The organism is Gracilimonas sediminicola, from assembly GCF_024320785.1.
GTDB lineage: Bacteria > Bacteroidota > Rhodothermia > Balneolales > Balneolaceae > Gracilimonas > Gracilimonas sediminicola.
Genome location: NZ_JANDBC010000002.1, coordinates 385,663 through 408,064, shown reverse-complemented (window position 1 = coordinate 408,064; position 22,402 = coordinate 385,663). Strand labels below are relative to the sequence as shown.

Sequence of the window (22,402 nt, the reverse complement as noted above, 5' to 3'; positions counted from 1 at the left end):
CTGAGGGCTCAAATGAGTTAACTTCGTTTAGAAGTTGTCGCGCTGGCGACGTCGTTGTTCACGTTTCGCTTTTTTCAAAGCTTCGCGTCGCTCAACAGATGGCTTCGTATACTGTTGACGATCTTTGTATTCATTAAGAACACGTGATCTTGTTACCAGTTTCTTGAAGCGATTAATTGCGCGGTCAACACTTTCGTTGTCTTTAACTTCGACTCCTAACATGAAGTATCACATCCTTTCGTTTAATTTGTTTCCCTTAATTGGGAGCACCAAATATACACACTCATACCGAGAATTGGAAGTATCTTGCGTATATCAATCCACCTTTCTGTTTATGATGTATTTTTCAGGTATTTCAGATCCCAAAACACCAATCCCGAACAGGGCATAATCATATTTTGCCGGATCTTCAGGATCGAGAAATTTCAACCTTGTATTCAACTCGAGCACCGATTTCCAGTCGTTTTGCTTTCTGGATAATAACCCCAGTTTTCTGGCCTGCCGGGCTACGTGTACATCCAGGGGGATTTTTAACTCTGCAGGGGAGATGAAATCCATAATACCCGGATCTACCGGACTGTTTTTGCGAATGCACCATCTCAGATACATATATAGTCGTTTGGCCGAGCTGTTTTTCTCGGGATTGGATACGTGCTTTCGGGTTCGTTGAGGCATTTCGGGATGAAAGGTGAAAAACTTCTCATGGAAAACAGCAATCAATTCTCTCTTCTGGCATTTAGCTTCGTCGGCACAGTGTTTCCAAAACCGTTCGAAGGAACCGTACTTTAGCAGAATGGTTTGCAGGATTTTTGTTAGCCAGTGCATATCGATTGGCTTGAAGGTGCGGTGCTTAAAACTATCAAAGGCTGAAAAATCATCTTCCGAGTAATGTTCAATAAATTCAGCAGGTTTGTACTGCATGCGCTGAAGCAGTTCTTCAACTTTTGCATTCACAATATCCCGGCGCCCCCAGGCCATGGTTGCTGCAAAAAAACCGGCAAGTTCCTGATCCCGCTTATCATCAAAGGCATGCATGAACTGAACCGGGTCTTCATTGATGTAGTCCGGCTCCTCGATCTTTTCAACCAATTCATCCAGAAATGGTTTAAGCTCGGTGAGTTTATTCCTGGAAAGCGTTTTAAATTTCTTTCTTTTTCGGGGCAATCTGCTGCTTTGAATTATTTATTATAAAGTATTGGTTATGAAGGACGATAAACACAGGGTGGAGATCGTTCCTCTTTCTCTTTCAAACAAAAACAAAGCGAATTGATTCAGTTTCTAAAAAATCGGTTTTTCGCCGCTGTGGATAACTATATGCATTCACAATACGGTAGCCGTAAAGAAATTTTATTCAAAAGCCATCCAAATGTAATTGTAGAGATTGGTGCGGGATATGGAGCTAATTTCAGGTATTTAAGAAAGGGAACCAAAGTTAAAGTAGTGGAACCCAATGCCGGGTTTAAGGATGTTCTCAAATACCAGGCCGAAAAGTATGGGATAAATCTGGAAATTTATGAGTCGGTTGCTGAGGAAATACCACTATCAGATGCCTCTGCTCCAATGGTGATAAGCAGTTTGGTGCTTTGCTCAGTAAAGAACATGCCGAAAGTATTATCTGAGGTGAAAAGGATTCTTCAGCCGGAAGGGAAGTTTGTGTATCTGGAGCATGTAAGGGCGCATAAGCATAGCTGGGTATGCAAGATTCAGCGTATGGTAAAAAGCTCATGGAAGTGGTTTTTTGACGGTTGCAATGTTACCCGTGATACCGGGCGGATTATCCTGATGGCCGGATTCAGCGAGATAAAGCAGGATGAATTCCAACTCCCCACCTTTTTTGTTCCCATCAGGCCGCATATAGCAGGTATAGCCGTCAAATAACTAAATACCCAGCTCACCCTGGCCTTTACCCATCAGTCGTTCGGTTAATACTTTATTCGCCTTTGGAAAGGGATACCTTTCAAGTTCATTGCGCTCCACCCAGCGAATTTCCTGGCTCGATTTGGGCTGAGGTTTTCCCGAAACCAGCTTACACATCCACGCATGCATGGTGATGGAGAAATGAGAGTAGGTGTGTTTCAGTCTCATCAATTCCTTGTATGCTTTTACCTCTACGCCCAGCTCTTCCGCCAATTCCCGCTCTACGGTTTCCTGAATTTCTTCTCCTTCTTTTTGCTTGCCTCCGGGGAATTCCCAAAGTCCGCCCAGCATAGCATCTTCAGGCCTTAAAGCTATCAACAACTTTCCGTCTTCGGCTTCAATAATGCCAACGCCAATGGTGTGGTGTGGTTTCTTTTTTGCCGGAGATTTGTAGGGGATGGTATCCGTTTTCGCGGTTTTGGCAGCTACACAACCTGACTGAATCGGGCATTTATAACATTCCGGATTGGTGGGTTTGCAAACAACGGAACCCAATTCCATCATAGCCTGATTGAAATCGGCCGGATTATCTTCATCGATCAGCTCGGTGGCAAAATCCTGGACTCTATTCTTCGTTTTGGTGCTTCGGACGTCCTCTTCAACCCCAAAATATCGGGTAAGTACACGAATCACGTTTCCATCTACTACCGCATTGGGTTTGTTGAAGGCAATACTGGTAACAGCTGCAGCAGTGTAAGGTCCAATTCCTTTCAGCTTGATGATTTCATCATAGCTTTCCGGAAGTTTGCCGTTATAATCCTGAACAAGCGTTTTGGCAGCGGAATGAAGGTTTCTTGCACGGCTGTAGTATCCCAATCCTTCCCAGGCTTTCAGCACTTCCTGCTGTTCAGCGTTTGCTAAATCAAAAACGGTGGGAAACAGGGATATGAAATTCTGGAAGTAAGGTGTGGCTTGATCCACCCGCGTTTGCTGGAGCATTATTTCCGATACCCAAATTTTATAGGGATCGGCTTCACCCCGCCAGGGCATTTGGCGTTTATGATCCTGGTACCAGCTTAGCAGGTGATGAGAAAAGTCGTTGTTATTCAAAAGAGAAACTGCGTTCTAAAATTGTTATTCGTCGCCGCGGGAAATATTGAGCACATTCAGGGTCACATCAATGGAAGATGCTGCTCCGAGCCTGTCGGTAGCAATGACTTTAAACGTGGATTCGCCTACTTGTCGTTCGGTTGGTGTCCAGGTAAATTCCCCGGTTTTCTCGTTAATGGTAGCTCCATCCGGCATATCAACACCGATGTATCTGACCAATGAATTTTGCGGGTTTTCGGGATCAGTTGCGTTAAACTGGAGCGTGTATTCTTCATTGACGGCTATAGAAGTAGAGCGAACCGGGCTGAACCGGGGAGGAGCATTAAACGAGCGCACATCTACAACAAAGCGAGTGCTGTCGGATTGCCCCTCGGAATTAGTGGCTACAATACTGAACCAGAAATTTCCAACCTGGTTAATGGTCGGCTGCCAGAAAAATCCCTGCTTTCGGATTTTGGCATTCTGTGCATTGGATCGATATGAAAACTCAACCTGATCTGCCGGATAATTCCCTTCCATTTCAAAAGCTAAAATAAGCGGATTTGGATAGGTTATTACCTGTTTGGGAATATGCTTTATGCTGAACTCATCAGAAGCGGAGGTGTTGGTTGCGGATGATTGCTCGCGCATCATAATTTCAGAGATATTGTCATTTTCTGAAATCCAGATTCGGTTTGCACTGTTGGCGAGGTAATTTCCTGCACTGGTATCATCCTTCCATGTGCCGAGAAGACCGGATTCATCAGTCACCCAAACCCGGCCGGATACCGTTCTCACAAAAAGCCGTCCATTCCAGCTGGAAATGTGATTAACGGACTCATTGGTAACGCCAATTTTTTTCCCGATTCCGGTGGATCTTATCTCAAAAATCTCTCCGGTAGCAGTGCTTCCCCAAACCTGTTCCTGATCTACAAAGATGTGCTCCAAAGGCCTGCGTAACGAAATATTGGCTGAGTTTTGCAGGGTGTTATCCTGTTGATTGAAAACGAGGAGGGAAGGAGCATCGGTAAGTACAAAAAGCTGATTGCTTAGGTTGGATGAGCTTAAATCCATAACGCTTGCTCCGTTCATGAAACTCCCGGCCACAATCTCGGGATCAGAGTCCACTGTTTCCGGGGATTCCAGAGAAACACGGCCCAAACCTTCTTCTCCCAATGCTATATATAAACTGTTTTTTAAACGGGCGGCAGCTTTGGGCTGAGCGGGCAAGATGGTGGATGAATAAACCCCTAATACCGAGGTAGGTTCAAGAACGGTGAGTCTTCTCGAATCTCCGAACAGGTAAGCAAAACGGATGTCGGCCATAATGATATTTCCGCGACGCTGCATACCGGAAGAAGTATAAAGCCATTGCAGCGAATCAGGGTAGGCTCTGAATACAGCCATGCCTTCACTTTCGGATAGCACATACAAATGAGAAGGAGAAGCTTCCATCGTCTTTACATCCGGGATTTCCATCATCCGGGCATAATTCTGCACCAGTTTTTGCTGCCCCATAGCCTGCGAAATACAGATGAACACAAAGGTAAGTATCAGGGTAATCCTTGAAATAAGTTTCATATCACTATAACCAGTTATGCATTTTGTACCAGTGGATGGTTCGGGAGATTCCCTCAGCCAGCGAAACATCAGGAGTATAGTCTAAATCTTTGTGAGCTTTATCGGAGGTGCAGGTCCATTCCAATATCAGCTCATTTGCTTTCTCCTTGTTAATAACGGGATATTTTCCAATTAATGATGCCACGTTTTCTATTACACCTGCCGCTTTTTTAACCAATCCGGGTTTAATTTTGAACGGGATCGCTTTTTTGCCCATTACTTTGGAGGTGACAGCACGAATCTCGTTCCAGGAATGGGTGCCTTCCCCGGAAATAAAATAAGTATGGACGCCTGTATCTTTTTTATGAGCAGCCTGCATAATCCCGTTCACTAAATCACTAACATACACCATCGAAAGGCGGGGATTGTTCCCATCGCCCACTATCGGGCAGATACCTTTTGAGAACGCCTGGAAGAATGAGAAAATCTGGTCTTCACGGGGTCCATATACTGCAGGCGGGCGGATGATTTTTATACTGTCCTTCCCACTCACCGCTTTATGAATACGGGCCTCCATCTCTTTCTTTGATTCCCCATACATACTCACGGGGTTCATAGGTTCCCCTTCTGTTTTGGGTGAACCGTTACTAGGACCGGCAGCCGCTAATGAGGATAAAATCATCATATTCCTGACACCTTTCTTTTGAGCCAGGCGGACAAGATCCTCTGTGGCATCAACATTGGCGTGGGTAAATTCTTTTTTGGTGGGAGCTTTTACAATGGCTGCAATGTGAAATAATACATCAGCACCCTCAAGTCCTTTTGATAAGGCATTTAAATTTTGAAGGTCTCCCGGCACTTTTTTGAAATCAAGGCCACTCAGCCATTTCTCATCACTTCTTACCAGGCAGCGTACTTCATCGTAGTCGTCAGATTTGATTAGAGCTTCAACTAAATGGCTTCCTATAAAACCTGTTCCTCCGGTTACAAAGGCTTTCATTTATTTCCTTATATTTGGCGAATCGTTTGGAATAAAAAAGAGTTTACAGCGAGGATCATCGCAGAGCAAATAAGATACAAATCTACCCTCTGCTTTTAAATTTTTATGAAAGAATTACGAGTCGCCCTTTTTACAGGCAACTACAATCACATTAAAGACGGTGTTTCACTTACCCTGAATCGGTTGGTGAAGTTTTTGGAAGAGCAGGGGATACCGGTTTTGGTTTTCGGGCCAACGGTAAAGGAGCCTGCGCTTAATCACAACGGACGACTGGTTTCGGTGCCATCCATCCGTATGCCGGTTTCCGGGCGGGGAGAGTACCGGGTACCGATTGGGATCTCGGAAGAGGCAAAAAGGGAATTAGATGAATTCAATCCCACCCTGGTTCACATCGCAACGCCCGATCGTGCCGGATACAAGGCCTTACTTTGGGCACAGAAAAACAATGTGCAGGTAGTGGGTTCCTATCACACTCACTTCACCAGCTACTTTAAATACTATGGCCTTACGCCTATAGAATTTCTGGCGTGGAGGTATTTGAGCTGGTTCTATAATTCCTGCACACACGTGTATGTGCCTTCACAATCGATGATTGATGAATTGAAAAATCATGGTTTCGAGGATGGGATGAAAATCTGGGCCCGCGGGGTAAACACAAAACTATACTCTCCTGAAAAACGGGATATGGATTGGCGCAGAGCAGCAGGGTTTGAAGACGATGATATTGTTGTCACGTTTGTATCGCGCCTGGTGTGGGAAAAAGAGCTGGATACATTCCGGCACAGTGTACAGCAAGTGGCCTCAAAAAATCCAAAAGTAAAACCTCTTGTGGTTGGCGACGGACCTGCAATGGCCGAACTGCAGAAATTAATGCCGGAAGCCCATTACACCGGTTTTCTGGAAGGTGAAAACCTGGCAAGAGCTTATGCCAGCAGTGATGTTTTTCTATTTCCCTCCCATACCGAAACCTTCGGAAATGTTACACTGGAAGCCATGAGCAGTGGTTTGCCCTGCCTGGTTGCAGATGCCACCGGAAGTAAATCATTAGTAGAACACGGGGTAAACGGTGGCTTAGCTGAGCCGGAGAATAAAGTGGATTTCGTGAAAAAATTATCCATCATTGTTTCGGATCAAAGCCTTCGCGACAAAATGCGAAAAGCCTCCCGGGAAAAAGCACTCGAATATGAGTGGGATGAAATTAATGGTCAGCTGGTCCAAAATTATAAAGAAGCTTTAAAACTCCCGGTTCCGCAAACCTATTTATAAAGAAATTTAGTCCATGAAAATCATAGACGTCGCAGAGTTTTATACAGATCAGGGTGGAGGGGTGAAAACCTACATCAATCAGAAGCTGCAAGCCGGAAAAAAGCATGGCCATGATATTGTAATTGTAGCTCCCGGCGAAGACTGGGGTGAAGAAGAGCGCTATGGCGGGAGGGTGATTTGGGTGAAAGGCCCGCGACTGCCGGTAGATTGGCGCTACTACATTCTATGGAGAGAAAAAGCCGTGCATGAAATTCTGGATCGTGAAAAGCCCGATGTAGTTGAAGGTTCTTCGCCGTGGACCGGTGGCTGGTTTGCCGGGCGCTGGAAAGGTGATGCCGTCAAGACCTTCATTTTTCACCAGGATCCGGTTGCGGCTTATCCGCATACTATATTCGGGAATATGCTGGGTTTTGACCGCGTTGATAAGCTGTTCGGATTCTACTGGAAATACCTGCAACGGCTCAGTAGTAATTTTGATGCCACCATTGTAAGTGGAGAATGGCTGGGCGAGCGGATTGACAATTATGGAGTGAACAATCCCATTCCGGTTCCATTTGGAATAGATAAAGACTTCTTTTCACCAAGCCGAAGAGATCCCGAGCTTCGGAAAAAACTGTTATCCGATTTTGGGTTACCGGAATCCGCAAAGTTGATGATTGCCATCAGTCGCCACCATCCTGAAAAAAGACTGGGTTCTCTTATCGACGGGTTTCATGCAGCTGCCGAAGAAGAGCCCATGGCCCTGATTGTTTTCGGGGATGGCCCCATCCGTAAGTATGTAGATTTTAAAGCGAATCAAAGCCCGCACGTTAAGCTGATGGGTTTTACAGAAAACCGGGATGAGCTGGCGAACATCCTTGCTTCATGCGATTACTTTGTGCACGGTTCCTCAGCAGAAACCTATGGTATTGTGGTAGCCGAGGCGGTATGCAGTGGCTTGCCGGTGGTTGTTCCCCAAAGAGGGGGAGCCGGTGATATTGCCAATCCCGATATTGCTGAGACATTTACAGCCGGGGATTCTTCATCCCTTAAAAAAGCCCTGCTGGATATTATCTCCAGAGATCGGGACGAGCTGGTTGCTGCATGTAAACTGGCGGCAAGTGAAGACATAGGAACGATGGATGACCACTTTAAACTTCTGTTTAAGAAATATGAACAATTGGTAGAACAGAAAAATACGGTTCTGTAAACGCTGAAAGTGGAATTTTTGAATTCTGTGAATTTTGATGTTATTTACACTGTTTAGAATTCAGTAGCAGACCGATATATTTCTTATCTTCAGCACGAAATTAAACTTATTTTACAGCGACCAGTTCTTAACCACGAGTTAGCGAAAATTTGATAGAAATTTAATACTGGCTATATTTCGCTGTTTATTTAGAATCTTTGTTAAGGAATTACCGAATGGCCGACCAAAAATCCAGCGCCACAAAATCAGACATTTTTTCGAAGGCTTTTAATTTCACAAAAGCGGATGAAGTCAAAGAAATGGGGCTGTATCCGTACTTTAAACCTCTCGAAGCAACGGATGGTACAATTGTTGAAATCGAAGGTAAAAAAGTAATTATGGCCGGGTCTAATAATTATTTGGGCCTCACCAACGATCAGCGCACCATTAAAGCAGCTCAGGATGCCCTCAAAAAATATGGTACAGGATGTACCGGCTCTCGCTATCTAAACGGTACACTCGACAGTCACCTCGAACTGGAGGATAAGCTAGCCAAGTTTATGGGCAAAGAAGGGTGTGTGCTTTTCAGTACTGGTTATCAAACCAATGAAGGCGCTATACAGACCATTGCCGATCGTAACGATATTATTTTCTCGGATAAAGACAACCACGCCTGTATTGTAGTGGGTACTCTTGTTTCGAACGCTAAGACCATGCGTTATAAGCATAACGACATGGATCAGCTACGAAAACTCCTTGAAAGAGCCGATCCTGACGCCGGAAAAATCATTGTAACTGATGGGGTATTTTCAATGTCAGGAACACTGGCTAAAGTACCCGAACTGGTTAAGTTGGCCAAGGAATTTAATGCCCGATTATATCTTGATGATGCTCATGCTGTTGGAGTAGTTGGAGACGGTGGAAGAGGATCAGCATCTGTATTTGGATTGACCGATGAAGTCGACTTAATTAGCGGAACATTCTCAAAATCATTTGCCTCCCTTGGAGGGTTTTTAGTAGGTGATCGTCCTGTAATTGAATACATACGTCATAAATCACCGGCGCATATATTTAGTGCATCCATGCCACCCGCTAATGTGGCAACGGTACTTAAAGTTCTGGAGATTCTTCAGGAAGAAACCTGGAGATTGGACCGCCTGGAAGAAATTGCCAATTACATGCGTAAAGAACTGCGAGGCTTAGGATTTAATGTATGGAGCAGTCAGAGTCCAATCATCCCTGTTGTAATTGGGGAAATGATGGACTGTTTCAAATTCTGGAAAGATCTGTTTGAGGAAGGCGTTTATACGAATGCGGTTGTTCCACCGGCTGTGCCACAAGGGCAGTCGCTGCTGCGAACAAGTTATATGGCAAGTCATACAGACGAACATCTCGATCAAATTCTGGAGGCATTTCGTAAAGTGGGCTTAAAACACGGCGTGATTGACAGAAATGGCCATTCAGCAACCGAATAAACCCTTAATCTTACCAAGGCTGTATGAATAGTTCCGGGGTAACCTTTGTTTCGACTAAAGAGGAAAAGAAACGGTTCACGAACTTCATATATCCCTTTTATGAAGGTGAAGAGCACTGGGTTCCCCCTTTGCGTATGGATCAGAAAAAACTGATTGATACCAATAAAAATCCCTTTTTTAACAATGCTGAAATAGCTTTGTTCCTTGCTGAGAAAGATGGCAAAGACGTAGGCCGGATTGCAGCTATTATTGACCATCGTTTCAATGAATTTCACGGCACAAAAACCGGACATTTCGGCTTCTTTGAAAGCATAAACGATCAGCACACTACAAACTTACTTTTTCGGGTAGCTGAAGACTGGCTTCGCGATAAAGGGATGAATAAAGTGGTGGGGCCGGCCAGCCCGAGTATGATGGATACCATCGGTGTTTTGATAGATGGCTTTGATAAAGATCCGTACATCATGATGCCTTACAACTTCTCCTATTATGATGAGCTGATCAAAAACGCCGGATTCCAAAAAGAGATGGATATGTATGCCTATATCGTTGACACGGAAACTGTGGCGGTAGATCGGATGAGCCGGGCGATGGAAATTGTTAAAAAAAGACTTCCCGATATCGAAATTCGTCCTGTGAACCTGAAGAAAATGGATTCAGAGATTAAGATTGTCCGTGAGATCTTCAACAAGGCCTGGAAAGATAACTGGGGTTTCATCCCACTAACAGAAGAAGAATTTCAGGCTGCGGGCAAAGACCTGAAAATGATTGTGGATACAGATTACGCCCACATTGCTGAGATCAAAGGTGAACCGGTAGCTTTCTCCATCGGACTTCCCAATATCAATGAGATTCTCAAAGACATGAATGGAAAGCTCTTTCCATTTGGGTTTATCAAGCTGCTGTGGGGGAAAAGCAGGGTGCAAGGACTCCGGACGGCATTAATGGGAGTTTTACCGGAATGGCAGGGCAAAGGTATCGATGCTCTCCTTCATCAGCGATCTATCCAAAACGGGCTGAAAACCGAAGGTAAAACTATCTCTGAACTAAGCTGGATTCTGGAATCTAATCCTGAAATGATTCGCGTTGCAGAACGCATTGGCGGTACTTTGGATAAAACCTACCGGATGTATGCTAAAGAGCTGTAGCACTTCTTCATTACTTCTTAAGGCATCCCTTCTTTTTAACATCCAATTCACAACATCTACATAGTTTTTCCTTATCTTCTTAAGGCTATAAAGAAATTTTTATTTGCCCCGAACGCTTAGCGTTTTTGAATCATTTTGGGGCGTGAATTCTCAACCTTTAAAGAAGAAAGCAGAAGAATGAGTGAATATCGTATCGAGAAAGATTCAATGGGTGAAGTGAAAGTTCCAAAAGACGCCTTATATGGAGCACAAACCCAGCGTGCCCACGATAATTTTCCAATCAGCGGAATTAAATTCAGCCGTGAGTTTATTGAGGCCCTTGGATATGTGAAGAAGTCGGCTGCGGCTGTAAATGCTGAACTGGATCTTTTGGATGAAGGCGTTGCCAAGGCAATTCAGGCTGCCTCTCAGGAAGTCGTTGACGGACTGCACGACAAAGAATTCGTGATCGATATTTTCCAAACCGGTTCGGGTACTTCCACCAATATGAACTCGAATGAGGTGATTGCCCGGCGCGCCAATGAGCTGAAGAAAAACCTGGATGTGAATATTCATCCAAATGATCATATCAATTATGGGCAAAGCTCAAACGACGTGATTCCAACCACCATTCGTGTGGCTGCCGTGAAAGCGGTGAACAACAACCTGATTCCTGCACTTGAGCATCTCCACAAAACCTTTATCGAAAAAGGAAAAGAATATGCGGATGTAGTTAAAACCGGAAGAACTCACCTCATGGATGCCATGCCGGTAACTATCGAGCAGGAGTTCAGCGGATATGCCCGACAGGTTGAGCTGGGGATTAAGCGGGTTGAATCGGCCCTGGAAAGAGTCTGCGAACTTCCACAGGGAGGAACCGCTGTTGGAACAGGAATCAATACCCACAAAAATTTTGGGAAGAAATTCGCAGCTAAAATTTCAGAGCTGACCGGAGAGAAGTTTACCGAAGCTGAAAATCATTTTGAAGCCCAGGCAACCGTGGATGCACCTGTTGAACTCAGCGGGCAGCTAAAAACCATCGCTGTTAGTTTGATGAAAATCGGCAACGACCTGCGATGGATGAATTCTGGCCCGAACAGTGGAATCGGAGAAGTTGAGCTGGCGGCCCTTCAGCCGGGATCTTCTATTATGCCCGGAAAAGTGAATCCGGTTATTGAAGAATCTCTGACGATGGTTTGCGCTCAGGTAATTGGTAACGATGCCACGGTAACCGTAGGCGGACAAGCAGGAAACTTTGAACTAAACGTGATGCTGCCCGTAGTGGCACACAACCTGTTACAGTCGATAGAAATCCTTGCAAATGCGGCCCGGAATCTGGCCGACCGTTCGGTTTCAAAACTATCGGTACGTAAAGAGAATATTGCCTCGATGGTTGAGAAAAACCCAATCCTGGTTACAGCACTTAATCCAATTATTGGGTACGACAAAGCGGCCAAGATTGCTAAGAAAGCATTTGCTGAAGGCCGGGCACTCAAAGAAGTTGCCAAAGAGATGACCGACCTGTCGGATGAGGAACTGGAGAAAGCTCTTGATCCTATAAAAATGACGAAAGGCGGTTTTACCGAGTAGTAGATTTTTACGGTAACCCTTCCGGGGTTACCATTCGCCTAAATTGGTAAAGGCTTGGTAGTTAAACCCTGTAAGGGTTAGAGGCTGGATCATTCGATTAGCTCTAAGTCTAAGTAGATTTAATAGAAAAAGAACGATAAGAGCGCTGGAGGCTGTTTCATAAAAAAGCGCTTTTCCGTATTATATCGCCCCTTTTGGAAGGGTGCTTTCCTAAATATTCAGAACTAAAATTGTATAATGGCTCAAGTAAAAGAAAAGACGACGAAGAATAAGTTTACCGCTGCTCAGAAAAAGGAAATCTTAGCCGATTTCAAGCTGGGTTGGGTAAGCCGGCATATGTCGTTAATCGGTAGAAAAGAAGTGCTCACCGGAAAAGCCAAGTTCGGGATATTTGGAGACGGTAAGGAAATCCCGCAGATCGCGATGGCCAAAGTATTTAAGAACGGAGACTTCCGGTCAGGCTACTATCGCGACCAAACCTTTATGCTTGCAATCGGAGAGGTAACCCCTCAGCAACTTTTTGCGCAACTATACGCTCACGCTGATGTGGAAGCAGATCCGAATTCTGCCGGACGGCAAATGAACTCACACTTTGCCACCCGTTTGCTGGATAAAGAAGGCAACTGGAAAGATCAAACCAAGTCAAAGAACACAGCATCCGATATTTCTCCTACAGCTGGGCAGATGGCCCGCCTTCTGGGGCTTGCACAGGCTTCCAAAGTGTACCGCAACGAGAAAGCACTCAAGGGCAAAGAGTGGAAAAAGTTCTCCAATAAAGGAAATGAAGTAGCATTTGGAACCATCGGGGATGCCAGTACTTCGGAAGGGGTATTCTGGGAAACTATTAACGCAGCCGGTGTGCTTCAGGTGCCGATGATTATGTCGGTTTGGGATGATGGATTTGGAATCTCGGTGGCTAAGAAATATCAGACCACAAAAGAGAATATTTCGGAAGTGCTGAAAGGATTTCAGCGCACAAAAGATGAGGACGGTTACGAAATTCTGAGGGTGAAAGCTTGGGACTACCAGGCACTGATTGAAACCTATCAGAAAGCAGAAGAGATTGCCCGGAAGGAGCATGTGCCGGTATTGATTCATGTGCAAGAAGTTACTCAGCCACAAGGGCACTCCACTTCCGGTTCGCATGAAAGATATAAGTCGGAAGAGCGACTGCAGTGGGAAGAAGAATATTGTTGCCTGGAAAAGCTGCGCCAGTGGATTTTAGATAATGGCATTGCCAAATCCGAGAAACTGGATGAGCTGGAAGATGAAGCTCAGGACGAGGTAAATGAAGCTAAAAATGCGGCATGGAAAGCCTTTTTTGAACCCATCAAACAGGAAAAGTCAACGGCTATAGAGTTGATTGACAACCTGAAAGAGGAATCTGGTGTAGAAAAGGTAGGAGAGTTTGCCAAGAAACTGAAGAACTACCCGAATGCCATCCGCAAAGATATTCTGTCAGCAGCCCGTAAATCGCTGGCGGTTACGGCCGGAAACAATTCATCTGCCCGTGAAAAGCTGGCTGAGTGGGTTAAAGAATATCGGGAAGTAAACCGGGATCGTTACAATTCACATCTATATAGCCAAACACCAAATTCTCCGTTAAAGGTTGAAGAGGTTAAGCCGGAATATCCTGAAGATCCTAAGCGTGTGGATGCCCGGTTGGTTATCCGTGAAAATTTTGACGCCATTTTTGAGAAATATCCGAATACGCTGGTATTTGGAGAGGATTCCGGAAAGCTTGGTGATGTTAACAAAGGCCTTGAAGGCATGCAGGATAAATACGGGGAAATCCGTGTGAGTGATACCGGTATCAGAGAAGCAACCATTTTAGGACAGGGTATCGGAATGTCGATTCGGGGACTTCGCCCGATTGCTGAAATCCAGTACCTGGATTATCTGTTGTACTGTTTCCAGGGAATTTCCGACGATTTGGCTACACTCCGCTACCGAACAAAGGGCGGGCAGGCTGCTCCGTTGATTGTACGAACCCGCGGTCACCGTCTGGAAGGAATCTGGCACTCCGGTTCCCCAATGGGAATGATTACAAGCGGCGCTCGTGGAGTTCATTTATGTGTTCCCAGAAACCTGACTGAAGCGGCCGGATTCTACAATACCTTACTTCAGGGAGACGACCCGGCTATCATCGTTGAGCCCCTGAATGGCTATCGCCTCAAAGAAAATATGCCGACTAACTTAGGTGAATTTACCACACCGTTAGGCAAGCCAGAAGTTATTAATGAGGGATCAGATATGACGGTTGTTTCTTATGGATCAACCTTCAACATTGTGGAAAGCATTATTCCACAGCTTGAGGATGCCGGTATTTCCATTGAGCTGATTGACGTAAGAACCCTGATGCCTTTCGACCTGGATCATGTAATTGGAAAATCACTCAGCAAGACCAACCGACTGTTGATTGTGGATGAAGATGTTCCCGGTGGAGCTTCTGCCTACATCCTGCACAAAGTATTGGAAGAGCAGGGCGGCTACTTTCAGCTCGACTCAGAGCCTAAGTGCCTGACGGCCCACGATCATCGTCCGGCCTATGCCTCCGATGGAGATTACTTCAGCAAGCCCAACGCCGAGGATATCTTTGAGACCATTTACGAGATTATGCACAAAGCAGATACCGAGCGTTTTCCGGCGATATATTGAGAGAGCTATCAGGAGACAGCATTCAGCTATCAGTTTTACTGGTTCCGCACGCTCTGCGTCGGAACCAATTCTGGTTTAGGAGCTGCTTAAACTGATAGCTGAAGTCCGAAAGCTGTCAGCTAAATAAGCCCCCGCGCCTTCAACTCTAAATACTTATTGATGGCATTCACCGAAAGCTCTTTCGGAGGGGTTAAAATAGTTTGAATACCTCGTTGGTTCAGGGCCTTTACAATCTGTTTTTTCTCAAAGGAGAATTTCTCTGCAATCGTCTTTGTGTAAATCTGCCCGATGGTTTTAGACTCTTCATGCAGCAGTTTGGTCATTTCGGTATTCTCAAAAAAGATGGTAACCAGTAAATGGTCTTTGGCAATTCGCTGCAAGTAGGGTAGCTGCCGCTCCATCGAAGAAAAGGTCTCAAAATTGGTATAAAGTAAAACAAGACTTCGCTGATTTACATGCTTTCTCAGGGAAACAACCAGCCGCTCATAATCGGATTCCATAAAGTTGGTATTCAGGTTATACAAAGCTTCCTGAATGCGCTGAATATGTGTTCGCTTTTTCTCCGGTTTTACGACTATGGAATCATCATTGGAAAAAGTAACCAAACCGGCTTTGTCATCCTTAATAAGTGCGATATTTGAAATCACCAGGCTGGTATTGATGGCGTAATCGAGCAGGTGCAGGCCGTCGAAAGGCATCTTCATAACGCGGCCCATATCAATTACATTAATCACGTTCTGGGATCGCTCATCCTGGTACTGGTTTACCATCAGGTCGTTGGCCCGGGCCGTAGCTTTCCAGTTAATGGAACGGACGTCATCGCCCCGCACATATTCCTTGATTTGGTCGAATTCCATGGTGTGGCCGACTCTGCGGATCTTCTTGATGCCAATGTCCGTCAACCGGTTTGAAATGGCGTACATCTCAAATTTGCGCATCTGTATAAAGGAGGGATAAACAGGAACCGTTTGCGAGGCAGCAATGCTGACTTTCCTCCGCACAAACCCAATTCTCGAATTTATAAATAAATTGATATCCCCAAAGTCATACTCCCCTCGTTCGGTCGGGCGCAGCTCATAAGTAAATTCTTTTTCTATTCCCGATGGAAGGGAAGTGGAAATGCTGAAGTCCCTGATTTGAAACTGATGGGGAATTTCATCAATGATTTCTGCCTGGGCTGTAAAGTTGAGCTGATTGGATAATTGTAGCCGAATCGTGTTTTCATCTCCATTGGAAAGTCGTTGTGGGACTATCCTGTTTCCGGCAGCCGGTTCTACTTTGCTAAACAAGAGGAGCAAATCAATGCCAAAAATCACTACAAACCCAAAGAAAATAACTTCAGCAAAGGCGCCGACAGGGGGCACAAAGTAGCCGACCAGAAAAGTCAGAGCCACCCCGGCCAGTGCCTGGAAAAACAGGTTGCTGAGATGGAGTTGCTTTAAAATGGTTAGTGGGTTCATGTTTTATTAGTAAGTCTTTCTATAACTTGCCTTCTGAAAAAGCGTCTTCCTCTCCATAGGAGAGGAAACAAAGGAGAGGGCCAATGTTTGAGTCAACTTAATTACCTATTCAAACATTGACCCGCTCCTAAATCCCCTCCCCGGAGGGGACTTTAGTAAAATTACCTCGGCACCTCCACCTTCTCCAGAATAATTTGTATTACCTGATCGGGTTTCATTCCCTCCATTTCTTTTTCCGGGGTTAGGGTAATTCGGTGGCGGAGAACAGGGTTTATTACCTCTTTCACATCTTCAGGAGTAATAAAGTCGCGCCCGTTCATAGCAGCCCAGGCTTGTGCGGCTTTCATTACAAACACCGAGGCACGTGGCGAAGCACCGATTGAGACCGAACTACTGTTTCTTGTATTCTGAATAATTTGGGCAATGTACTTCATCAGCTCAGGCTCCACATGAACCGATGCCGCTACATTTCGTTGTTTGGCAATTTCTTCGGCGGAAATCACTTTATCCAGTGAGCTGATATCCAGCTTGTTCTTGCGGGAGTAACTGCCGGATAAAATCTCTACTTCTTCTTCTAATGAAGGATAGGGGACATCAATCCGGAACAGAAAACGGTCGAGCTGAGCTTCCGGCAACCGGTAGGTTCCCTCATGTTCAATGGGGTTTTGTGTGGCAATTACCATAAATGGAGGCTCCATGAAATAGGTTTTACCATCCACGGTAATCTGCCGTTCTTCCATCACTTCAAACAAAGCCGCCTGTGTTTTCGCCGGCGAGCGGTTGATCTCATCGATAAGCACGAGATTCGAAAAAACCGGTCCTTCCTTAAACTCAAAGTCTGTGGTTTTTGGATTGAAAACCGATGTACCGATTACATCTGCAGGCATCAGGTCGGGTGTGAACTGAATGCGTGAAAAATTAGAGCTGATGGTTTGGGCCAGCAGCTTGGTGGTCAGGGTTTTGGCCACACCGGGAACGCCTTCAATTAAAACGTGTCCGTCGGCGAGGAGGGCCGCAATCAACAAATCGACCATACGATGCTGACCTACAATGATTTTACCTATTTCCTCCCGGATACTTTTCACCAGTTTTTCCACTCCTGATAAATCAGTGCGGCTTTCAAATGGTGCTTTTTCTTCGGTTGATTGTTGGCTGTGAGTGTCTTTCTCTTCAGTGCTCATCGTTGACTCTGGTTATAGAATTGGTCAATTCGTTCGGTTAATAGTTTTAATTCTTTTTGGGTGAGGTCATGCTGACCGGAGATCTTGTCAATCAGATCAAAAAGGCCTTGTATTTCGATCTCTTCAATGCCGGATCGAAGGGCGATGTCATGCTTTAGTTCATCATCAATTTCGGAAGTATCCAGCCCGAGGTTGGATCGAATATAATCAAAGAAAAACCGGATTTTCTTATCAGCAATCAGCTTGTGATCTCCTTTTTCGAGATAGAGGCTTCCGATCGTCCGGGCAAATTCGATGCTTGAATTTTTTGGTGTTTCAATTGTCGGAATAATCCGTTGCTTCCGCTTAGCCCTGAATACCATAAACAGCAATACACCGCTCAAACTAATAAACCATGCCCAGCTCAGATGTTCTTCAGAGACCACGTAGCGTACCACACTTCCGCCGGCAAGGCGGACATCTTTATAATACTCATCCCAAATGGTTTCCCGTTCCGGCAGGTAGGAAAGGGCCTTTAAGGCATAATCGGCTCCGGATTCATCCCGCACAAAATAATTGGTAAACAAGGTAGGGTTGGAATGAAGAAACAGCTCTCCTTCTCCAAACTGAACCCGGATGAAGTTCGGATTTCCTTCGTCATTCACACCCAGTGAAGTAACCTTCAGGGTGGAATCAACCTTGAAGAAATAGGTTTCGGTGGTGCTGCGGTAGTAGGGGAAACCGGATTTCTCTTTGAGCCGGGGATTGGTGAAATTGACTCGGGCGGTGTCTTCATCCAACATAGAACCTCCCGCCAATAACGGATTATTCAGGTACGTGCCAATATCGAGGCTGTCTTTAAAAGCCTGTTCGAATGTACGTGCGGCTATAAATACGCTGGCTCCCTGCTCAACCTGTGATAACAAAATGTCTGTTTCCCACCGGTCGATGCCAAAGCTCTTATTGATGAAAATCCAGTTCTTTTGGGGGTTAGTGGAATCGGAGTATTCAAAAATGGGTGATTGATTCAGGCTGATTTCATCATCCGGAAAGGCAGCCGGAAGTAAGGCATGCATCAGGTAACCACCATAGGGAATTTTGTCTTCCGAGGAATAGCTTTCGGTCCAGTTCAGGGGTTTTGGGCGAAGAATCTGGGCCAGGACGTAGATAAAAATCAGGCCGCCCAGGATGAAATAATATGTGCGCTCTTTCTTAAACACTATGCGTGAGCCTGATTTTTAAATTGTTGGTAAACGCTCTCTACCGTTTCATATCCGGCTTGTTCAATATTGAAATCGCCGTATTCCACATATTCGTAATAGGTGGTAAGTTTATTGAAGTAGTTGCCGGCGGGGTGACTACCTAATTCCCGCATGTAATCGTGATTGGTTTTATCCGGCTTCCAGTTGATCAATTCATTTTCATTCAGCTGCTGAAGTGCTTTCAGGTACAAAATTCGAACGGCATCCCGGTAGCGGCTTCCAGCGAGAGCCGCCTGCAGCATTTCCTCATAATTTGTTTTGGAGAGCTCCGATTCGCCAATGTTCATCGCCAGAGATTGACCCGATTTTTTCTTTGAGAAGGAGGAGGTAAGATTCCCACCCAGCATATGGTTTATCAGGGCAAAAAGAACGGCTCCGAAGATAGCGAAAAAGATAACCCGCACGGTGACAGACGCCCACGGGCTGCTGAAAATCCATTGAAGTAATTGAATAAACCACCGCTGTATCCGGCTCCATAACGTCTCAGGATTTTCAGCCTCTTCGTTATAAGCAAAGACCTCTTCGTTTGTTAAACTGTCTAAGGTTGACGGTTCAACGGTTCGCACATACACTTCGCTGCTGTCCGGTTCGAAGTGTTGAACCGTAGAAGAATCCTGAGCTGTTGCTGCAGCCGGAATCAGGAACAGAAATATAAACAGCAGTCTTCGGATCAACCCAACTCCTCAATTTGCGCGCGTAATCCTTTTCCTTCTTTTCGCTCAATGAGGTTGAAATACTGCAGGGCCATCGCAATCAGCATGAGTACCGAAAACAGGGAGGCTACAACTATAAGCAGTCCGTAAAAAAGTCCCATTCCGGTTCCAATCATTGCCGAGTTATCAGCCCCTGAAGCTGCCAGAAACCCAAACAGTATGGACATTGGGATAATGAGGACATAGGACATGAAAGACGTGATGATGTTCATCACAAGGTAAGTGGCAAAAGTGAACCACCAGTGGCCTTGTACTAAATCCCACGAACGGCTGATTGACTCAAAAGGATTTCGCTGTTCAATGACGGCTACCGCAGGGGCTACAAAAAGTTTTATCCCAATGTAGATGCCCGGGAGAATAAGAAACATAAAACCGAAGAATACAATGATTATAATCAGGATGTAGAGGCCAAGAAGCGTAAAAAAGTTCCGTCCGAAATTGTTGAAAATATCTTCAAACCGAACATCATTCGTATCCTGTGCAAGATTGATATGCGTTAAAGAAACCGTGAGTAACGCACCGGATGAAAAGGCAAGAAGAAGCATTCCAATCAGGAAATCTCCGCTAAAGAGGGCATCAGCTGAGGCATCGGGATTGTCCATCACAGTGAAAAAACTGGAATATCCGCTTCCAACCAATAAACCGGAAATGATGTAGAAAGGCAGAACCAGAAGTCCCAGCGCCTTGCCCAGGCTTTTATAGTGCACCCGGATGTAGGTAAAAGAATCGGTTAAGATACCCCCGAGGTCGCGATATTGTTGAAGTTTGAAGTCGCTCATTGTTTCTTTTTTAGAGTGATGGGTAAATAAACAAAGTACCAGAGAATGAAAGCCAAGGAACTCAAAATTATGAATAAGCTCAACCAGATAGGCATTTCGGTATAGCGGGTTACAAACGATTCCAGCAATCCGGCAGCTACAAATACAGGGACCAGGCCAATAATCATTTTCAGCCCCTCACGTCCGGCTTTTATAAAGGAATGTTTACGGGAACGGGTACCGGGGAAAAGAAAGCCGTTGCCGACCACGAAACCGGCAGCACCTGCAATTACAATAGCTGAAAGTTCCAGTGTGCCATGAATGAAAATAACCCGAAGAGCTTCGGCCACCAGCCCGTATTTGGCAAAAAAGTGGATAAAAGCGCCTACCATCACTCCATTGTTGAGCAGCACCATTCCAACTCCCAGCGAGGTAAGTAAACCGCTTGCAAAGGCATAAAAAGAAACGCGGACATTGTTTACAGTGATGGCAAAAAACATATTCATCTCTTCAGCTTCTTTATAAACAGCCAGCGGGTCTCCTCGGTCAATATTGCTGATGGTCATGTTCACGTAGGCATCTCCCATAATGTAGCGAACGAACGAAGGATCATTCATTGAGGATAAAACACCGATGCCAATAGCTACCGTAAATACGATAAAGCTGTAGAGTAATTCTTTCTGTTTGGTCGCGAAAAGCCCGGGCAGTTCCCGCGTCCAAAAGGTGATGAGGCGGTTGGTCTCTTCTTTTTTGGAGCGATAGATTTCATCATGTACGGCCACCGAAAGCTGATTCAGGTACTCTTCGGTTTTACTGCCGGGGTAATTTGCCTGTGCATAAGCCAGGTCGGCACTTAGCTCGATATAGAGATCGGCGAGTTTGTCGGGGTCATCCTGAGATTTATCCTTAAGCAGACTTTCAAACTCCTTCCATTTGTCTGCATTCTTCCGTAAAAAGGCAACTTCTCTCATTCAGTAAATTCACTTTCGTTTTAACATACATGAGCCTAACTTGGCGCTCGTTTGTGTGCAAGAAGATAACAAATCAAAACCAATACGAAACCACAGAAATCCCAATAAATCAGCATTATGGTAGGTATTGAAACCTCGCAACATGTAAAACTCAGTTATGAGCCGGCCGGTGTGGGTGAGCGCATCCTGGCCTTTTTCCTGGACGCCTTTTTTATCGGGATATACTACCTGGTCGTGATTTGGATCTGGGGGTATATGAATGATATCGGTCCCTCCTCAACCGGAAGCTTTGAGGATTCCGTTTGGGTGCTTTACATCGTACTCGTTCTTCCGCTGATACTCTATCATCTGGTATCAGAAGTGGTTTCCAATGGCTACAGTCTGGGAAAAAAGATTGTGGGAATCCGGGTGGTTAAAATTGACGGTACGCGTGCCAATCTTGGGGGGTATCTGGTTCGTTGGATGTTCAGGCTTGTGGAAATCTCAATGACAAGTGGCGTTCTGGCTTTTGTGGCTATTTTGCTGAATGGGAAGGGGCAGCGCATCGGGGATATACTGGGTAAGACCTGCGTAATCAAAGAACGAAAAAAAGTGAACCTGGATAACACGCTCTATTCGAAAGTGGCGGATGCTTATGAGCCCCGGTTTAAACAGGTTGCCGAACTCACAGATAACGATATTCGCATTATCCGGGAAGTGCTCGACTCCCGTTCTCATTACGACTATGACAACTGGTTCCTTATGCTTCAAAAAACCCGCAAGAAAATAGAAGACCGTTTAGGGGTAGAAGACCATGGAATGAGCGGAGATGAATTCCTGCAGACCGTCATTAAAGATTACAACGCCATTCACGGAAAGGGGTGATGGAACACGGATGAGGCGGATTTAGCTGATGTCCGCTGATTAAAGGTTTGTTTTCTTGTTATTCATGAAAAAGCGACCATCCGTACCATCAGTATTATCAGTGTTCCATGCGATGCTGGAGGAGGATAGAACACAGATGAAGGGATTGAGCAGATAATCGCGGAATGAAAGTGTGTTTTCTGTATTCTTCAACCAGTGATCATCCGTACCATCAGTATTATCCGTGTTCCATGCGATGTTGGAGGAGGATAGAACGCGGATGAAGGGATTGAGCAGATAATCACGGAATGAAAGTGTGTTTTCTGTATTCTTCAAACAGTGATCATCCGTAACATCGGTGTTATCCGTGTTCCATTATATGTTTATAAAAGTTTAGGATTATGATGTTGTGGGTCGGAAAAATAGGTAACCCATTTTGATATAT

General features: G+C 45.2%; 20 protein-coding genes. 8 read left to right on the top strand and 12 right to left on the bottom strand.

What is annotated here, in order from left to right; translation table 11 throughout:
* Positions 1-27 precede the first annotated feature (27 nt).
* The gene (gene rpsU / locus NM125_RS11650; protein WP_255135103.1) at positions 28-222 is read right to left on the bottom strand and encodes a 30S ribosomal protein S21; all 195 of its coding nucleotides are present in this window, start codon (positions 220-222) and stop codon (positions 28-30) included.
* A gap of 93 nt (positions 223-315) precedes the next feature.
* Positions 316-1,164, bottom strand: a complete 849-nt coding sequence (locus NM125_RS11645; RefSeq protein WP_255135102.1) for a TIGR02757 family protein — start codon at positions 1,162-1,164, stop codon at positions 316-318.
* A gap of 150 nt (positions 1,165-1,314) precedes the next feature.
* On the opposite strand from NM125_RS11645, the gene NM125_RS11640 reads away from it, so the two are divergent.
* The gene (locus NM125_RS11640) at positions 1,315-1,878 is read left to right on the top strand and encodes a class I SAM-dependent methyltransferase (protein WP_255135101.1); all 564 of its coding nucleotides are present in this window, start codon (positions 1,315-1,317) and stop codon (positions 1,876-1,878) included.
* On the opposite strand, the gene mutY is transcribed toward NM125_RS11640, so the two are convergent.
* From mutY to NM125_RS11625, 3 genes are read right to left on the bottom strand one after another with little or no spacing between them, the layout of a single operon-like run.
* Positions 1,879-2,967: an A/G-specific adenine glycosylase gene (gene mutY, locus NM125_RS11635; RefSeq protein ID WP_255135100.1), complete on the bottom strand. Its 1,089-nt coding sequence runs from the start codon at positions 2,965-2,967 to the stop codon at positions 1,879-1,881. It abuts the gene before it with no gap.
* 24 nt (positions 2,968-2,991) lie between these two features.
* Positions 2,992-4,527: an Ig domain-containing protein gene (locus NM125_RS11630; protein ID WP_255135099.1), complete on the bottom strand. Its 1,536-nt coding sequence runs from the start codon at positions 4,525-4,527 to the stop codon at positions 2,992-2,994.
* A 4-nt stretch (positions 4,528-4,531) separates the two neighbouring features.
* Positions 4,532-5,506, bottom strand: coding sequence for an NAD-dependent epimerase/dehydratase family protein (locus NM125_RS11625; protein ID WP_255135098.1), 975 nt, complete (start codon positions 5,504-5,506; stop codon positions 4,532-4,534).
* Between the two features lie 105 nt (positions 5,507-5,611).
* On the opposite strand from NM125_RS11625, the gene NM125_RS11620 reads away from it, so the two are divergent.
* From NM125_RS11620 to NM125_RS11595, 6 genes are all read left to right on the top strand, one after another.
* Positions 5,612-6,772 (top strand): glycosyltransferase family 4 protein, encoded by a 1,161-nt coding sequence (locus NM125_RS11620; RefSeq protein ID WP_255135097.1) that lies wholly within the window; start codon positions 5,612-5,614, stop codon positions 6,770-6,772.
* A gap of 13 nt (positions 6,773-6,785) precedes the next feature.
* Positions 6,786-7,961 (top strand): glycosyltransferase, encoded by a 1,176-nt coding sequence (locus NM125_RS11615; RefSeq protein ID WP_255135096.1) that lies wholly within the window; start codon positions 6,786-6,788, stop codon positions 7,959-7,961.
* A 215-nt stretch (positions 7,962-8,176) separates the two neighbouring features.
* Complete coding sequence (locus NM125_RS11610; RefSeq protein ID WP_255135095.1) at positions 8,177-9,415, top strand: aminotransferase class I/II-fold pyridoxal phosphate-dependent enzyme; 1,239 nt, start codon at positions 8,177-8,179, stop codon at positions 9,413-9,415.
* A 23-nt stretch (positions 9,416-9,438) separates the two neighbouring features.
* On the top strand, positions 9,439-10,563 hold the full coding sequence (locus NM125_RS11605) for a GNAT family N-acetyltransferase (protein ID WP_255135094.1): 1,125 nt from the start codon (positions 9,439-9,441) through the stop codon (positions 10,561-10,563).
* Between the two features lie 177 nt (positions 10,564-10,740).
* Positions 10,741-12,132 carry a class II fumarate hydratase gene (locus NM125_RS11600; protein ID WP_255135093.1) on the top strand — a complete coding sequence of 464 codons (1,392 nt, stop codon included), beginning with the start codon at positions 10,741-10,743 and terminating at the stop codon, positions 12,130-12,132.
* Between the two features lie 237 nt (positions 12,133-12,369).
* A complete protein-coding gene (locus tag NM125_RS11595) occupies positions 12,370-14,790 on the top strand; it encodes an alpha-ketoacid dehydrogenase subunit alpha/beta (RefSeq protein WP_255135091.1) in 2,421 nt (806 codons plus the stop codon).
* A gap of 119 nt (positions 14,791-14,909) precedes the next feature.
* On the opposite strand, the gene NM125_RS11590 is transcribed toward NM125_RS11595, so the two are convergent.
* The 6 genes from NM125_RS11590 to NM125_RS11565 form a co-directional block, all read right to left on the bottom strand.
* A complete protein-coding gene (locus NM125_RS11590) occupies positions 14,910-16,250 on the bottom strand; it encodes a DUF58 domain-containing protein (protein WP_255135089.1) in 1,341 nt (446 codons plus the stop codon).
* A 161-nt stretch (positions 16,251-16,411) separates the two neighbouring features.
* Entirely contained in the window at positions 16,412-17,431 is a 1,020-nt protein-coding gene (locus tag NM125_RS11585; RefSeq protein ID WP_255135088.1) for an AAA family ATPase, read from the bottom strand.
* Positions 17,428-18,630 (bottom strand): DUF4350 domain-containing protein, encoded by a 1,203-nt coding sequence (locus NM125_RS11580; RefSeq protein ID WP_255135087.1) that lies wholly within the window; start codon positions 18,628-18,630, stop codon positions 17,428-17,430. The genes NM125_RS11585 and NM125_RS11580 overlap by 4 nt, the downstream gene beginning before the upstream one ends.
* Entirely contained in the window at positions 18,630-19,346 is a 717-nt protein-coding gene (locus tag NM125_RS11575; protein WP_255135086.1) for a DUF4129 domain-containing protein, read from the bottom strand. Before NM125_RS11575 ends, NM125_RS11580 begins: the two co-directional genes overlap by 1 nt.
* A complete protein-coding gene (locus NM125_RS11570) occupies positions 19,343-20,164 on the bottom strand; it encodes a hypothetical protein (protein WP_255135085.1) in 822 nt (273 codons plus the stop codon). Before NM125_RS11570 ends, NM125_RS11575 begins: the two co-directional genes overlap by 4 nt.
* The gene (locus tag NM125_RS11565; protein WP_255135084.1) at positions 20,161-21,114 is read right to left on the bottom strand and encodes a stage II sporulation protein M; all 954 of its coding nucleotides are present in this window, start codon (positions 21,112-21,114) and stop codon (positions 20,161-20,163) included. The genes NM125_RS11570 and NM125_RS11565 overlap by 4 nt, the downstream gene beginning before the upstream one ends.
* A gap of 117 nt (positions 21,115-21,231) precedes the next feature.
* Between NM125_RS11565 and NM125_RS11560 the strand changes: the two genes are divergently transcribed.
* Entirely contained in the window at positions 21,232-21,978 is a 747-nt protein-coding gene (locus NM125_RS11560; protein ID WP_255135083.1) for an RDD family protein, read from the top strand.
* Between the two features lie 39 nt (positions 21,979-22,017).
* Here NM125_RS11560 and NM125_RS11555 read toward each other — a convergent pair whose 3' ends face one another.
* Positions 22,018-22,293, bottom strand: coding sequence for a hypothetical protein (locus NM125_RS11555; RefSeq protein WP_255135082.1), 276 nt, complete (start codon positions 22,291-22,293; stop codon positions 22,018-22,020).
* Positions 22,294-22,402: the final 109 nt, after the last annotated feature.

Bases quoted from the DNA above. Each gene is read 5' to 3' on its own strand.
- rpsU (WP_255135103.1), bottom strand. From the start codon at position 222: ATGTTAGGAGTCGAAGTTAAAGACAACGAAAGTGTTGACCGCGCAATT.
- NM125_RS11640 (WP_255135101.1), top strand. From the start codon at position 1,315: ATGCATTCACAATACGGTAGCCGTAAAGAAATTTTATTCAAAAGCCAT.
- NM125_RS11630 (WP_255135099.1), bottom strand. From the start codon at position 4,527: ATGAAACTTATTTCAAGGATTACCCTGATACTTACCTTTGTGTTCATC.
- NM125_RS11625 (WP_255135098.1), bottom strand. From the start codon at position 5,506: ATGAAAGCCTTTGTAACCGGAGGAACAGGTTTTATAGGAAGCCATTTA.
- NM125_RS11620 (WP_255135097.1), top strand. From the start codon at position 5,612: ATGAAAGAATTACGAGTCGCCCTTTTTACAGGCAACTACAATCACATT.
- NM125_RS11615 (WP_255135096.1), top strand. From the start codon at position 6,786: ATGAAAATCATAGACGTCGCAGAGTTTTATACAGATCAGGGTGGAGGG.
- NM125_RS11610 (WP_255135095.1), top strand. From the start codon at position 8,177: ATGGCCGACCAAAAATCCAGCGCCACAAAATCAGACATTTTTTCGAAG.
- NM125_RS11605 (WP_255135094.1), top strand. From the start codon at position 9,439: ATGAATAGTTCCGGGGTAACCTTTGTTTCGACTAAAGAGGAAAAGAAA.
- NM125_RS11600 (WP_255135093.1), top strand. From the start codon at position 10,741: ATGAGTGAATATCGTATCGAGAAAGATTCAATGGGTGAAGTGAAAGTT.
- NM125_RS11595 (WP_255135091.1), top strand. From the start codon at position 12,370: ATGGCTCAAGTAAAAGAAAAGACGACGAAGAATAAGTTTACCGCTGCT.
- NM125_RS11590 (WP_255135089.1), bottom strand. From the start codon at position 16,250: ATGAACCCACTAACCATTTTAAAGCAACTCCATCTCAGCAACCTGTTT.
- NM125_RS11585 (WP_255135088.1), bottom strand. From the start codon at position 17,431: ATGAGCACTGAAGAGAAAGACACTCACAGCCAACAATCAACCGAAGAA.
- NM125_RS11570 (WP_255135085.1), bottom strand. From the start codon at position 20,164: ATGAGCGACTTCAAACTTCAACAATATCGCGACCTCGGGGGTATCTTA.
- NM125_RS11565 (WP_255135084.1), bottom strand. From the start codon at position 21,114: ATGAGAGAAGTTGCCTTTTTACGGAAGAATGCAGACAAATGGAAGGAG.
- NM125_RS11560 (WP_255135083.1), top strand. From the start codon at position 21,232: ATGGTAGGTATTGAAACCTCGCAACATGTAAAACTCAGTTATGAGCCG.